This is a genomic window from Sphingomonas sp. Marseille-Q8236 (genome assembly GCF_965112005.1).
In genome coordinates, this window is sequence record NZ_CBCOPO010000001.1 from 549,180 (window position 1) to 563,854 (window position 14,675).

General features: G+C 69.1%; 10 protein-coding genes. 5 read left to right on the forward strand and 5 right to left on the reverse strand.

The genetic code is table 11. From position 1 onward, the window contains the following. The first annotated feature begins 117 nt into the window (after positions 1–117). Complete coding sequence (locus tag ACWPWT_RS02565; RefSeq protein ID WP_454278427.1) at positions 118–1,422, forward strand: MFS transporter; 1,305 nt, start codon at positions 118–120, stop codon at positions 1,420–1,422. On the opposite strand, the gene ACWPWT_RS02570 is transcribed toward ACWPWT_RS02565, so the two are convergent. Together ACWPWT_RS02570 and ACWPWT_RS02575 are read right to left on the reverse strand one after the other, a co-directional pair. Next, entirely contained in the window at positions 1,380–2,135 is a 756-nt protein-coding gene (locus tag ACWPWT_RS02570) for a DeoR/GlpR family DNA-binding transcription regulator (protein WP_454278428.1), read from the reverse strand. The genes ACWPWT_RS02565 and ACWPWT_RS02570 overlap by 43 nt on opposite strands. Before the next feature lie 188 nt (positions 2,136–2,323). Then, a complete protein-coding gene (locus ACWPWT_RS02575) occupies positions 2,324–5,128 on the reverse strand; it encodes a TonB-dependent receptor (protein WP_454278429.1) in 2,805 nt (934 codons plus the stop codon). Between the two features lie 201 nt (positions 5,129–5,329). Between ACWPWT_RS02575 and ACWPWT_RS02580 the strand changes: the two genes are divergently transcribed. The 4 genes from ACWPWT_RS02580 to ACWPWT_RS02595 all read left to right on the forward strand — a co-directional run bounded on the left by ACWPWT_RS02580 (position 5,330) and on the right by ACWPWT_RS02595 (position 11,312). Then, positions 5,330–6,565 (forward strand): histidine-type phosphatase, encoded by a 1,236-nt coding sequence (locus ACWPWT_RS02580; RefSeq protein WP_454278430.1) that lies wholly within the window; start codon positions 5,330–5,332, stop codon positions 6,563–6,565. A 118-nt stretch (positions 6,566–6,683) separates the two neighbouring features. Continuing rightward, a complete protein-coding gene (locus tag ACWPWT_RS02585; protein WP_454279874.1) occupies positions 6,684–8,390 on the forward strand; it encodes a type I secretion system permease/ATPase in 1,707 nt (568 codons plus the stop codon). After that, positions 8,387–9,733: an HlyD family type I secretion periplasmic adaptor subunit gene (locus ACWPWT_RS02590; RefSeq protein ID WP_454278431.1), complete on the forward strand. Its 1,347-nt coding sequence runs from the start codon at positions 8,387–8,389 to the stop codon at positions 9,731–9,733. The genes ACWPWT_RS02585 and ACWPWT_RS02590 overlap by 4 nt, the downstream gene beginning before the upstream one ends. Further along, on the forward strand, positions 9,723–11,312 hold the full coding sequence (locus tag ACWPWT_RS02595) for a TolC family outer membrane protein (protein WP_454278432.1): 1,590 nt from the start codon (positions 9,723–9,725) through the stop codon (positions 11,310–11,312). The genes ACWPWT_RS02590 and ACWPWT_RS02595 overlap by 11 nt, the downstream gene beginning before the upstream one ends. Before the next feature lie 74 nt (positions 11,313–11,386). Here the strand turns inward: ACWPWT_RS02595 and pelF are convergent, their stop codons facing one another. The 3 genes from pelF to ACWPWT_RS02610 are packed head-to-tail and all read right to left on the reverse strand — an operon-like array spanning position 11,387 to position 14,669. Then, positions 11,387–12,895, reverse strand: a complete 1,509-nt coding sequence (gene pelF / locus ACWPWT_RS02600; RefSeq protein ID WP_454278433.1) for a GT4 family glycosyltransferase PelF — start codon at positions 12,893–12,895, stop codon at positions 11,387–11,389. Then, positions 12,868–13,725 carry a hypothetical protein gene (locus ACWPWT_RS02605; RefSeq protein WP_454278434.1) on the reverse strand — a complete coding sequence of 286 codons (858 nt, stop codon included), beginning with the start codon at positions 13,723–13,725 and terminating at the stop codon, positions 12,868–12,870. Before ACWPWT_RS02605 ends, pelF begins: the two co-directional genes overlap by 28 nt. Then, complete coding sequence (locus ACWPWT_RS02610; protein ID WP_454278435.1) at positions 13,722–14,669, reverse strand: hypothetical protein; 948 nt, start codon at positions 14,667–14,669, stop codon at positions 13,722–13,724. The genes ACWPWT_RS02605 and ACWPWT_RS02610 overlap by 4 nt, the downstream gene beginning before the upstream one ends. Between the last annotated feature and the right edge of the window lie 6 nt (positions 14,670–14,675).

The following is a 14,675-nucleotide window of genomic DNA, read 5'->3' on the forward strand; positions in this document are numbered from 1 at the left end:
GGGACAGGTCGTGCCCTGCCGCCCCGCCTTTGTCGAGCCGCCGCGAACCCGTCACAAACCGCCGCTAGGGAGCCAGCGCTTCCTCCCAAGCCCGACCACGGACCGCAATTCACCATCATGCGCGAGACGGACACGCCCCCGCCCGCCCCCGGATTCTGGACGCTCGCCAGCGTCGAGGGATGGGAGCGATTCGCCATCCAGGGCGCGAAGTCGCTGCTCACCCTGTTCCTGCTGACCGATTTGCTGGTCCGCCCCGCCGGTTCGGTCGCCGGCATGGCCGCGCTGCGTCGCACGATCGAAGCGGTGACCGGCGCGCATGGCGACATCGCCTTCGCCTCGCAGCTTTACGGCCTTTACGGCGCGATGACCTATCTGGTCCTGCCGCTGGGGGGTTGGATCGCGGATCGCAGCGGGCGGCGGCGACCGGCCATGTATATCGGCGCGGTGCTGATGGCATCGGGCCTGCTGATGCTGGCCGGTCGGCAGGGGGCGCTCGGCGGACTGGTGCTGATGATCGGCGGCATCGGCCTGTTGAAAGGCAATCTGGCGGCGGAGGTCGGTGCGCTGCGTGGCCGGGCCGGGGGCGAGCGGCTGTTCGCGGCCTATCTGGCCTTTCTCAACGGCGGGACACTACTCGGACCGCTGATCGGCGGCTGGCTGGCCCTGCATGCCGGATTCGGCGCGAGCTTCGTGGCGATGGCGGGCAGCATGGCGATCGCGATCCTGCTGCTTCGTACCGCGCCGCGCGTCGCCCCCGTGGCGGCCGTGCCGATAGGTGGGGCGGCCACCGATTGGTCGCGCGCGGTGCCCGCGATCCTGGCCGTCACCCTGTGCTTTTGCGCCTATGAGCAATTGACCAACATGGTGCTGGTCTGGGCCCGCGCACGGGTGGCCTTGGACATCGGGAGATGGGCGATCCCGCCAAGCTGGCTGGCGGCGGCGGATGGAGCCTTCACCATCATCCTCGCGCTGATCGCCTATCGGCTATGGCCCTGGCTGGCCCGGCGCGGGCGGGAGCCGAGCGCCGCCGCCAAGCTGGCGCTGGGCGGGGCGGCGATCGCTTCGGGCTATGCGCTGCTGGCGATGCTGTCGCGCGGGGTGGGACCGGTGGCGTTGGGCGGGCCGCTGGGGGCGATCCTGCTGCTCGACATCGGGGTGGTGCTGACCTGGCCTTCGGCGCTGGCGATCGTCAACGCCGCCGCGCCGCCCGCGCGCCGGGGTCTGATGACGGGGCTATTCTATCTGCACGGCTTCGTCGCGCATCTGGCGGTGGGACAGTTGGGCGCACTGTATCCCGGCATGGCGCAACCGGGCTTCTGGGCGATCCATGTCGGCCTGGCGCTGGCGGGGGCGGGCGTCGCGCTCGCCATCCCGCGCGATCAAGCGACCACCACCTCCACCGCCGCCAACGCCTCGGCATAGGCCGGGGGCAACGCCACGTCGGTCACCAACATCGCCACCGCGTCGAGCGCGGCGACCTGGATGGTGCCGGGGCGATCGAACTTGCTCTGATCGGCCGCGATCAGCGTGCGGCGCGCGCGGGCGATCATCATCCGGCACACCGCCGCCTCGCCGCTGTGATAATCGGCAAAGCCATGGTCGAGATTGACCGATTCCACCGACATGATCGCCAGCGCCGGGGTGAACATCGCCAGATAGTCGCGCGCGGTCGAATCGAAACAGGCGTGATATTCGTAATCCAGCTCGCCCCCGGCCAGCATGATCCGGTTGTCGTTGCGCCCGCCCAGTTCGGCGGCGACCCCGACCGCGTTGGTGACGACGGTCAGCCCCTGATGATCGCGAAGCGCCCGCGCGACATAATGGCCGGTGGTGCTGGCATCGATATAGATGGTCTGCCCATCGGCGACCAACTGGGCGACCGCCGCGGCGATCTTCTGCTTGGCTTCGGCATGGCGTTGCAGGCGGGTGGCGAAGGACCCCTCCGTCTCCACCTTGGCCAGCCGGGCCGCGCCATGCGCACGCACCACCGCGCCCGACGCCTCCAGCACGCGCAATTCGCGCCGGACCGTCTCCTCGGATACGGACAGCGCCTGGGCCAGTTCGCCGATGCCACGAAAGCCGCCCTCTCCCAATAGCGCCACAATCTCGTCCTGGCGGCGCTGGCGTTTCATCATGGCGTTACAGCTCCCATTATCGGCGCGATGCTAACCGTCGTCGCGTTTCGGTCAATCGCCTCGGGCATTCGGCCAGAATCGCCACATGCCCCACACAAGGACGCCGATGGCCGTTGGGGGGCCATCGGCGCGAAGGTGCGATCCGATGCCGCTGGGGGGCGGGCACCGGATCGGGGGAGGGGTAAAGGTTAGAAGGCGTAGGTCAGGTTCAGCATGTAGATGCGACCCGTCTCGACATAGCCGCCCTTGCGGTCGTTCGAGAGATAGGCCTTACGCTCGCTGGTGGTCGCCCAATAGCTGTGCTCGTTGAACAGGTTCTGGACCGAGGCCCCCACCGTCAGACCCGACGGCAACGTATAGTTGACGATCAGGTTGGAGATGGTCGTCGGCTGGATATAGGTGTCCGGCCGGCTGGAGCGCAGGTCGTACAGGCGATCACCGGTATAGTTATAGTTCCATTCCGCCGCGAACCCGCCATGGCTGTAGAACAGCGCGGCATTGTACATCACCTCCGGCGCCTGGGTCATGCGCTGCTCGCGATTCTGGCCGTTGACGAAGACATTCGCCTTGGCCTTTTGCAGCGTGACATTGGCCTGAATCCCCAGGCCGTCGAGCAGGCCGGGCAGGCCTTTGAGCGAATAGCGCGCGAAGAACTCGACGCCATAGATCTGGCCGGTGGCATTGGTGGTCAGGCTCGACACCTCGACCCCGCCCTGCTGTTCCGACTGGGGATTGCCCCAGATGTTGTAATCGCCCCCCGCATTGGTGGTGCCGGTCGCGAACAGCACATGGTTCAGCGACTTGTAGAAGGGGCTGACCGAGAAGAAGTCGGTGCCCTGCCCCTTGATCTCCAGCGAGGTGTCGTAGTTCCACGACGTCTGCGCATCGAGGTTCGGGTTGGGGATGAATACCCCGGTCACTTCGCCCAGATCGTTGCGCGATACGCTCGTCGGGCCGAGCAGCAGGTCGAATGCGGGCCGCGAATAGCTTTTGCGGACCGACGCGCGGATCACGACATCGTCATTGGGCCGGTAATTGGCGATGACGCTGGGCAGCCACTGGTCGTAATGGCGGGCGGAGGTCACGAACTTGCCGGTGTCGTTGCCCTGGTCCTGCCAATAGGTCCCCTTGAACCGGTTATATTCGTAGCGGACGCCCGGCACGACCTGCAGATCGCCGAACTGCAAGGTCGCCATGACATAGCCCGCCAACCGGTTCTCGCGCCCGTCCAGACGGTTTTCCTTCAGCTTCACCGGGTCCAGCCCGGCGATCTTCGGGGTGGAGAGCTGTGCGACCTGATTCTCGATATAGTCGGTGTCGATCAGGTAGATCGGCACCTGCGCGGCGTTGTTCATGAACCCGCCCAGCAAGCGTCCCGGCAGCGAGGTCAGCGCGGGGCCGGTCGCGGCGTAACGCGGCGAGTTGCTGCCATCCGCATTGGGGAACGTATATTGCAGCGCGCCGTCGTCGCCCAGCGCATTGGCGTAACGCTTGGCATCCTCGACCTTGGCGCCCGCCGCGATCGAGACCAGACCCTGGTCGGCGTGGTGCCATACGGTGTCGAACTGGCCCTCCAGGCGGCGTTCCCAGGTGTTCTCGAACTGCTGGGTGACGTACCACTGCTTCAGCTTCGACAGGTCGGTCAGATAGGCGCGCGCCGCGTCGGTCAGCACCACCTGCGGGAAGGTGCGGTTCCCGATCGAGGTGACCATGCGGTAAGCCGCCGTACCCCTATTGTCGGCCGTGCCGATATAGGGACGGCCCGCGAACCCCGACTGGATACGCAACGGATAATCCTGCGACCCGCGCGAAAAGGCGCCGTGATAGTCGAAGGTGAAGTCGCCCGAACGCGTCTGCCCGCCGACCTTGGTCGTCACTAGCTCCTGCTTGCTATGCTCGGTCCGGAAATAATGCGTCGCGGTCAGGCCGTAATCGGCGCGATAGCCGGCGGAATCGTAGGAACCCTTATTGGGGTTCGGATTGATCTGGTCTGGCGCGAGGCTGGTCTGGCGGAGCGCGGTCTGATCCATCCAGCTCTTGAGGTTGTACCGGCCATAGGTGGAGTGCCAGTAGAGGTCGGTCCCCTCGCCCTTCCAGTCGAAGTTGAGCGTGCCGCCCATCCGCTCGATACGGTTGCGGAAGGACTGCCACTGCACGCCGCGCGGGAAGATATTGTCCAGATTGTCGCGGATCATGCCGGGGATGTTGGTGTTATATTTCTCCCAGTCGTGCTGCATCGCGGTCGATTCACCCAGCACATGCTTCAGCCCGTAATAGGCCGAGGCATAGACGCCGAGATCGCCCAGACGCTGCGCGGTCTCGACCTGTACGGTGCCGCCCCATGGGTCCTGGCGGCGGGCATCGGCGCGACCGGCCAATTGGCCCTGGAGACGGATCTGCGTGCGGTGTTTGGGCAGATCGAAGGCGGTGATCGGCACCATGTCGATGATGCCCGCGATCGCATCGCCGTCGAACCGCGCGGTCGGCGCCTTGTCCACCCGTACCGTCTGAAGCGAGAAGGGCGACAACAGGTTCATCGAGATGGCACGGGTGCGCGCATCGGTCTGCGCCAGCCGGACACCATCGAGCGAATAGGCATTGTACGAGGTGTCGAGACCGCGGATCGAGACATATTGCGCCTCGCCCGTCGCCGCCGCGTTGCGCGACTGATCGACCGAGGAACTGATGCCCGGCAGGCGGGTCAGCAGGTCGGCGAGATTCTGCTGCGGCTGAAGCCGCAATTCCTCGCCCGAGACGACGGTGGCCAGCGACTGGCTGCGCAATTGTTCGTCCTGCGCGTCGACCACGGCCTGGCGATGACCGCTCACGACCACTTCCTCGCCGACCTGCGGATCGGGTTCGGCCGTGGTGACAGGCTCGGCGGCAACGGGCGCGACCGGATCGGCGGCCAGCGCCGGTCCGGCGATCAGAAGCGTGGCGGCGGTGCCGCACAACAGGCGCACGACATGCGCCCGCTTGAACGAAGCGGTCATGGAATTCCCCCTGGATCAAATCGTGATGGCGACGCCCCCAGGCGCCTTCGACGGCCCCGCTAGAGATGGGCTGTGACAATCCGATGACTTATTGACCGTTTTTTGATGACATTTGAAAATTCGGTCGCGCGTGGCACCGGCGGGAGAGAATGGCCGACCGAATGTCACAGTTCTGACCCTGAAACTTGGCAGAGCCGCGCCATGTCCATCATGCTTGCACCCGCCCGCCGCCTCGCCCTGATGCTGGCTCCGATCCTCATCGGCGCCGTCGCCGCGCCGGTGGCCGCGCAATCGGGGGAGGCTCCCACGGGAATGACGCTGGACCGGGTGGTGATGCTGATGCGCCACGGCGTCCGCGCGCCGCTGGACGGTGAGGTGCCGAAGGGGACTCGCACCGCCCAGCCCTGGCCGACATGGTCCACCCCCGAAAGCGCGCTGACACCGAACGGCGCCGACGCCCTGGCGGCCGAGGCTCGTGCCGACCGCGCCGACTGGGTCGCGCAAGGATTGCTGCCCGCCAATGGCTGTCCCGCGCCCGGCACGATCCGCATCTGGACCAACAGTTCGTCGCGCACCATCGCCAGCGGCACGGCCTATGCCCGGGGGTTGGCCCCCGAATGTCCGCTGGCCGTCGGACATAAACCCATGGGAGACGTCGATCCCCTGTTCGAGCCGCTTCGCGCCCGTGCCACGCATTTCGATGCGGCGGCGACGGTTGCGGACATCGACCGGTTCACCGGCGGCATGGCCGCGCTGGTCGCGCGACACCGCAATGCGCTGCGGCTGCTCGACGCGGTGTTGGGCTGTGGCGCCCCGGAGGGTTGCGATCCGGCGGGGCCGCCGCGCCTGACCCCGTCCGCCGATGGCCATGGCATCGACCTGAGCGGGCCGATCCGCACCGCATCGGGCACCGCACAGGTGCTGCTGCTGCAATATGCCGAAGGCCTGTCGCCCTCGGTCGGCGGCCTACCGGTCGATGGCGCGGTGCTGGCCCGGCTGGGCGCGGTGCATGCCGCGCTGTTCGACGTCTATTCGCGCTCACCCTATATGGCCGCGCACCAGTCGGCGGCGTTCGGCCGCCACATGATCGCCGCGCTGACCGATCCGAAGGGCGCCCGGATCGACCTTCTCGTCGGTCACGACACCAATGTCACCGCGCTGGCGGCGCTGCTCGGCTTCGACCTGGTCGCGCCGGGCTATGCCGTCAACGACGCGGCACCGGGCGGCGCGATCCTGATCCGGCGCTGGCACGACCGGGCGGGCAAGACATTCGTGACGCTGGCCTATCGCACCCAGTCGCCCGACCAGATACGCACGAAGTCCGATGCCGTCACGCTGACCCCGGTACAGGTGCCAGGATGCCCCGCCGATGCGCCCTGCCCGCTCGACCGGTTCGTGACGCTGTTCGGAAATCGGCTGGCGCCGCTGGCCAACTGATCCGCTGCGGCGCGGGAGTCGTCGGCGTGAACGCTTCGCTTACCCTTTCGGGGGTAGAGCGGGCGCCATGTCCGCCCGCCAAACCGTGTCCACCGATGAAGCATCCGCCGCCGGCCTGATGCCGGTGGTGCGCGGATGCCGTCCGCATCTTGTGGCGGCGGCGGCCTTTTCGGGGCTGATCAACCTCCTCAACCTCGCGCCCTCGATCTTCATGCTCCAGGTCTATGACCGGGTGGTCCCGACGCGGGGAGTGCCGACGCTGGCGCTGCTGACGCTGATCCTGGTCGCGGCGCTGGCGGTCTATGCGATTCTCGACGCGGTGCGTATGCGGCTGCTGTTGCGGGCGAGTATCCGGCTGGAGCGGCGGCTGGCCCCGACGATCCTGCTGCGCATCCTGGGGTCGCCCAGCGGCTCGCCCGCGGAGCGCGCGCAGGCGATGCGCGATTTCGATACGGTGCGTTCGACCCTGACCGGTGCGCCGGTCATCGCGCTGTTCGATGCGCCATGGGCCCCGATCTATATCCTGATCGCCTTTCTGCTGCATCCCTGGATCGGCGTGCTCACCTTGGTCAGCGCGCTGCTGCTCGGCGGTATCGCCGTCGCCAGCGAGCGCGTGACAGAAGCTGCCGTCGCCAGCCTTCGCGGCCGCACCGCGCTGGCGCAGCGGGAACAGGACGCCTCGATCCTCGCGTCCGACGTGGCGCAGGCGCTGGGGATGCGCGACGCGCTCGTCACGCGCCATCTGCTGGAACGTGCCGATCTGGCGCGGCGGCAGGCGACGCTGTCGGGCAGGTCGGGCCAGTTCCTGGCGGTCACCAAATTCCTGCGCCAGTTACTGCAATCGCTGGCGCTGGCGCTGGGGGCCTGGCTGGCGGTTCGGCAGGAGATTTCGGGCGGCGCGATCTTCGCCGCCTCGCTGCTGCTGGGTCGCGCGCTGCAACCGGTCGAACAGATACTCGCCGCGATCAAGCCGCTGACCGCGGCGCGTCAGGCCTGGCACTCGCTCGACGCCTTTTGCCGCCGCCCCGGACCGGACCGGACGACCACCACCCTGCCCGCCCCCAAGGGCCGGATCGAGGTGCGCGCGCTGGAGGTGAAGGCTCCCGGCAGCGACCGCGTCATCCTGTCCGACATCCATTTCACCGTGAACCCCGGCGAGGTGATCGCGCTGGTCGGACCCAGCGGCGCGGGCAAATCGACGCTGCTGCGCGTGCTGGCAGGGGCGATGACCCCCGATTCGGGCGAGGTGCGGATCGACGGCGCGTCGCTGTCCGACTGGAATCGCGAGCAACTGGGCCGCCATCTGGGCTTCATGCCCCAGGCCCCGACGCTGTTCCCCGCCACGGTCCACACCAATATCGCGCGTTTCCGCAGCGTGCTGGACGGCGAAAGCGAGGCGCTGGATGCCCAGGTCGTCGCCGCCGCGCAGGAAGCGGGGGCGCATGACGTCATATTGGGCCTGCCGCAGGGCTATGCCACCATGCTGGATCGCGGCGAAGCGGATCTGTCGGCGGGACAGGGACAGGCGATCGCGCTGGCCCGCGCGCTGTTCGGCCAGCCCAGCCTTCTCCTTCTCGACGAACCCAATGCCCATCTCGACAGCGAGGGCGAGGCCCGGCTGGCACAGACGCTCCAGTCGCTGCGCGCGCGCAACGCGACCGTGATCGTGTCCACCCACCGCACCGGCCTGCTCCAGACGGTCGACAAGGTGCTGTTGCTGCGCGGCGGCAAGGTGCATCTGTTCGACGATCGCGCCAAGGTGATCCGCCAGCAGCCCCCCTCCCCGTCCCGGGACGACATCGTCACCGCCGGAGGAGTACGATGACCGCCGCGGCCCGCGCGCATCTGGCCGAGCGGCTATACCTGGACGATTCGCCGCGCAGCGCGATCCGGGTCGGCGTGCTGGTCGCGATCCTGTTCTTCGTCGTCGGGCTGGGCTGGGCGGCGTTCGCGCGGCTCGACGCCGCCGCCGCTGGCGAGGGGCAGGTCACGGTGTCGGGCAATCGCCGCACGGTGCAGCACCGCGACGGCGGCATCGTGAAGGCGATGATGGTCCGCGACGGCGACCATGTCCGCGCCGGGCAGATCCTGTTCCGCCTGGAAGGGGCGGAGGTCGCCGCCAGCGAGCGCGCGCTGGCCGCCAGCGTCATCGATCTTCAGGCCCAACGGGCCCGGCTGGAGGCCGAGGTGGCGGGACGTGCGATCGTCTGGCCCGCCGATTTCGCCCGCGCCACGGGCGACGACCGCCGCCTGATCGCGCGGGCGCAGAGCCTGCAACTGGCACAGATGCGCAGCCGCTCCGCCGCGCTCGCCGCCGGGGATCAGGTGCTTCGCCAGCAGGCGGCCGAGGCGGGTCGCCAGACCTCCGGCTTCGACGCCCAGGCACAGGCCAGCGCCCGCCAGCGCGCCAGCCTGGCCCAGCAACTGGAAAGCACCCGGCGGCTGGCGGACGAAGGCTATGTCTCGCGCAACACGGTCCGCGCGATCGAGCGGTCGATCCAGCAACTCGAAGGGGCGGACGCGGATTATAGCTCCCGCTCCGCCGCCGCGCGCGAGCAGATCGGCCAGAGCCGTGCCCAGATCGTCCAGACCCGCCGCCATCAGGTGGAGGAAGCCGCCGCCTCGCTGCGCGACACCCAGTTCCAGTTGAACGAAATGCTGCCCAAATGGGCCGCCGCGCGCGAGCAACTGGCGCGGACCGAGATCCGCGCACCGGTATCGGGCCGGGTGGTCGGCCTGCGCGTCTTCACCGTGGGCGGCGTCATCCAGGCCGGTCAGCCGATCCTCGACATCGTGCCCGATGCCGCGCCCCTGATCGTCCGCGCCAATTTTGCGCCGGGCGACATTGACGGCGTCGTCGCGGGACGGCCCGCCGAGGTGAAGTTCCTGTCGCTGCACGACCGGGGGCTGCCGATCCTGACCGGCAGGGTCCATTCCGTCTCCGCCGATGCGTTGCGCGACGAAGCCTCGGGTCGCAGCTATTTCAGCGCGGAGATCGCGGTGCCGCACGACCAGATCGCACGGATCGCGGCGGTGCGTGGCGGCGATACCGGTATCCGGGCGGGCGTCCCGGTCGCGGTCATGGTGCCGCTGCGCAGGCGGACCGCGCTGCAATATCTGTTCGATCCGCTGACCGAAGCCTTTTCGCGGTCCTTCCATGAACGCTAGGTCCCGTCTCGCCCTGTTGCCGCTCGTCGCGCTGGCGGCCGCGCCCGTGGCGGCGCAGGAGCTGTACGATCCCGACACGCTCGACCGCGCGATCGCCGATGCCTATCGCACCAACCCGACGCTGGAGGCGGGACGGGCGCAGCTTCGCGTGCTCGACGAACAGATCGTGCAGGCGGGCTCCCCCTATCGGCTGACCGTCGGGGTCAACGTCAATCTACAATATCGCCAGCAGGACCAGCGCAATATCCTGGACCAGTTCGGCACCGTGCGCGCGCGGACGATGGGCGCGACCATTTCCGCCTCGCAGATCCTGCTGAACGGCGGGCGCACCGCCGCGCAGGTCTCAGCCGCCGAGGCGACGGTGCTCGCCGGGCGCGAGCGTTTGCGCGAGACGGAGAATGCAATCCTGCTGGCGGTGGTCGATGCCTTCTCATCCGTCCTGCGCGACCAGGCGCTGGTCGCGATCCAGACGCGCTCGCTCGACAGCTATGGCCGGCAGGTCGACCAGGCGGTCGCGCGCGAGCGCGGCGGCGACCTGACCCGCACCGACATCGCGCAGGCACGGGCGCAGCGCGAGATCATCGCCGCACAACTGGCCCAGGCTCAGGCCAATCTCCAGGCCAGCCGCGCGCGCTTCGCCGCGCTGGTCGGGCGCAATCCGGGTCGCCTTGCCCCGCCGCCGCGCCTGCCGGGGATGCCCGTTTCGCTGGATTCGGCCTTTCAGATCGCCGAGAAGGAAAGTCCCGCCATCTGGCAGGCGACGATGGCCGCACGCGCCGGGGACGCGCGCATCGCGGCGCAGCGGGCGGAACGCGCGCCCATCGTCGCGCTGACCGGCGGCTATGGCTATACCAGCCCCTATTCCTATCAGTTGCGCGACATGGGCGGCCAAGCGAGCGGAGGGCTGAGCGTCACCATGCCGCTGCTCGCCGGAGGGCTGATCGGATCGCGCATTCGGGCCGCCGTTGCCGAACGCCAGCAGCTGGGCTTCGAGGCGGAGGGGACACGTCGACAGGCACTTGCCGATGTGCAGGAAAGCTGGAACCAGGCGGTCGCCGCCACCGAACAGCAGGATTCGGGCCTGCGCGCCACCGAGGCGGCCGAGGCCGCGCTGACCGGCGTGCGGCGGGGGTTCCAGGAGGGGTTCCGGTCGAATTTCGAGGTGCTGGATTCCGAACAGCGCCTGCTCAACGCCCAGATCGTGGCGACCAATGCGCGTTATTCGGGCTATGTCGCACAGGCCCGGCTGCTGGCGACGCTCGGGCGTTTGCAGGCCGGGATCATCGAGGCGGGCGTGCCCGTCTATGACGCGTCCGCCAATATCCGTCAGGTGCGCAAGCAGGTGTTCGGGCCATTCGACCCGCTGCTCGCACCGATCGACCGCGCGTCACGCCCCGATGCAACGGCGCGTCCCGCCCCCGTTCTGGCGGCGGCGGAGGCCCCCGCGCTCCGCAACACGGCCACGCCCGCCGTCACGGGGCCGCTCGGCACCGCCCTGCCCGTCGCACCGATCCCGAAACTGCCCATGCCGTCCTTCGCCGAATTGAGCGACACGGTGGTGACCGGCGGCTCACGCTAGGTCACGGAGCCGATCCCCCACCACTCAGGGTGAGAGGTTGGGCTATGTGCCCACCCCGCCCAGGCCGGACAGGATCATCCCCGCGCCGCCAATTCCCCATAGAGCCGCCGATACGCCCCGATGATCGTCGGGTGATCGTAGTCGCGCTTCACCCGCTCGCGCATCGTTTCGCCCATCCGGTCGCGCAGCGCCGGGTCGTCCAGGATCTGCCGGATCGCCGCGGCGGTGGCGGCCGGGTTGACCAATGGCGTGACGATTCCACCATGGCCGCTGTCCGATCCGCCGCGCCCCTCAATCATCTCGCGGCAACTGCCGACATCGGGGGCGACGACGGGGATGCCGCATGCGCCCCCTTCCAGGATCACCAGCGGCTGCGCCTCGGACAGGCTGGTCAGGACGAGCAGGTCGATCCGCGCCATCCAGTCCTCGATCCGCACCCGCCCCTCGAACGACAGCGCATCCCCCAGCCCCAGTTCGGCGACCAGCGCCGCGCATTCGGCGGCATATTCCGGGTCTTCGTCCTCGGGCCCCAGCACCACGAAGCGGATGTCGGGCCGCGCGTCATGGACGATCGCGGCGGCGCGGATATAGGTCTTCACGTCCTTGATCGGCACCACCCGCCCGAGCAGCGCCACCACCGGCCGCGCCGGATCGCGCGCATCGGCCAGATGCGCGAAGCGGTGCACGTCGACGCCATTGGGGATCGCCCGCACCCGGTCCGGCTTCGCGCCCAGCCGCCGTTGCACCGCGTTATTCTCGCCATATAGGGCGACGATCGGGTCGCATGCGTCGTAACAGGCCTCGGCATAGCTGGTGAAGGCGCGCACCCACAGGTCGCGCAGATCGCGCACGCTTCGCTCCATCTGAAGCCCGGTATCGATCTGGTCGCCGATCCATTCGGCCATCATCACCTCGATCTGGCGTTCGAGCAGATAGATGCCATGTTCGGTGATGAAGGCAGGCCGCCCGGTCTGGTGCCGTGCCCGCGCCGCGAGCAGCCCGGCAAAGCCGGTCGAGATGGTGTGATACACCCGCGCGCGCGGCAAAGGCGCCGTCAGCACCGCCAGCAATCCGCCCAGCAGCGTGCGCATCGCCCAGAAATAATGGTGGAAGGACGCACGCGGCAGGATCGCGCGATAATGGCGCTGCAACCGCTGAAAGGTCGCCGGATGCGCCAATATGTCGCCCGGCGCGGGCATGGGATCGAGCCCGGCGAACAGGTCGAGCAGCGTGGCGATCGCCTCCTGCCGCCCGGTGGCGACGAAGACCATCAGTGCGTCGGCGATCCGCACGGCCACCGCCTCGGGGATGCGACGAGGCGCGCTGGCGGCGGGGGCGAGGCCGATCTCGGTGATCGCCACCACATTGGGCGGCGGGGCGATGCGAAAGGGCAGTTCGGCGGGGCTCGGCTTGATCGCGGCGATGGCGAAGCGGATGTCGGGCAGGTTGGCGATCAGATCCTGAAGCCAGCCCGACACGCCCCCGATGACATAGGGATAGGCTCCCTCGACGATCAGGCAGACATCGGCCTCGACCTCGCCATGCAGCGCCGCATTCATCGCACCGCCTCGGCCCGCCACCATGGTGCCATGTCGTCCTCATCCTCCGGGCCGGAGGATGCCGCATGGATCCGGTCGATCGCGGCATAGTCGCGCGCGCGCCAAGCCGCCTCGACCGCCAGTCGTGCCGCGTCCTGGCCCAGGCCCTGCCGGTCGAGCAGGCGCGCCGCATCGTCGCGCAGCTTCTGGCGCTGCGTATCGGACAGCAGGTGATTGGCGCAGCCATGCTCGGCCAGCAAATGCCCCAATATCTCGACCGCGGCCTCATCCCCGGCGGCGATCCGCGCCTCCAGCGCGGCGCGCTGCTCCGCCAGATTCTGGGTGATCCGGGCGGAGGCGGCGGCGGCCAGCGCGCGGATCGTCTGGTCCGGATCGTCGAGCATCCGTGCGACCAACGGCGACAGGCCCGGCTCGAAGGCGCGCACCACGGTTTCCAGCGCGCGCCGGCGGGCCGCGACCGATCCGTGGCGGAGGACCGCGACCAGCGAGTCCAGCCCCTCCGGTGCGGGATAATGCACCCGCCCATCGAGCAGCCGCGCCATTTCCAGCGCGGCTCCCTTGCGCCGCGCCCCGTGGCGCTCCGTTCCCGCCACGGGGTCGAACGATGGCCGCCCCGCCCGGCGATCGGCGATCCGCCCCAGCTTCTGTCCCAGCATGACACCGACCGGCCCCGCCAGTCCCAGAACCGCCGCCGCGAAACCGCCATGGGGATCGGATCGCAGCCAGATGACGCAGGTCCACAGGGTCAGCGCCGCATGGCCCAGCAAGGCCGCCGCCACGCCAAGCCCGCCCTGAAGCGACACGGCGATCCAGCCCAGGTCGAGAATGGCGAGCGCCGTGTAGCGCGCGGTCATGCGACCCGCCCCGCCGGATGATCCTCGCCCCGCGCCGTGCGGACGGCTCGCAAGCCGCCCTGCCCCTGGTCGAACACCAAGGGACCCAGCCAGCCGGCGATTTCGGCGAGTTCCGCGATGCGGTGCGCGTTGAACGCCTCGATCGGAATGGAATGGAACAGCAACAGGCCCCGAACCGCCCCGGCGGCATCGGCCAGCGGCACTGCCGCGACGCCCAGCCCCGCCAGCCATTCGCGGTCCGATCGCCGCGCGACATGGCGGATGCCCGGCCTGTCGGCCAGCCCCTCCGTCATCGCCGGCGGCAACGTGGCGGGACGGCCCAGGCTGTGCCCCTGCACCCCCCGGCCACGCAGCCAGCCATGCGCCCCGTCGGGGCCCAGGCGATAACAGGTGAAGTCGTCGCTCGATGCCGCCAGTTCGATCAGTTCCGCCATCGCCGCGTGACGCCCGGCGGGATCGATGGCACTCAGCCGGGTCGCGATCGCCACGACATGGCCCATGGTCCGGGGGTCGGTCGCCACGCGGCGTTGCAGGATGCGGTTGGTACGGGTCAGCCGGTCATGCGCATCGGCCATCCGCCCCATGTCGCGGACCGCCTGGGTCGCGCGCCGCACGGCCCGGGCCAGCCGCCGCTGACGCAGCAACGTCACCTCGCCGATCATCACCGCCGCGACGCCCCAGAGCAGTGGCGGCAGCGACAGGTGAAGCAGCGTGTCGAGATAGTCCCTATCCTGCCCATCGCCATGCGCCGCGACCAGCCACAAGGCGGATGCGATCGCCGCCGCGACCACCCCCGGCCCGGTGCCATAGACCAGCGCCATGACCAGAACCGGCATCCAATAGGGGCTGGGCCGGACATCGGCGAAACCCGTGCCGCCGGTCAGGCCATGGTCGATCGCCGCCAACAGGCCGAACACGATCGCGATCTCCAGGGCGATCCGCACGCCGCG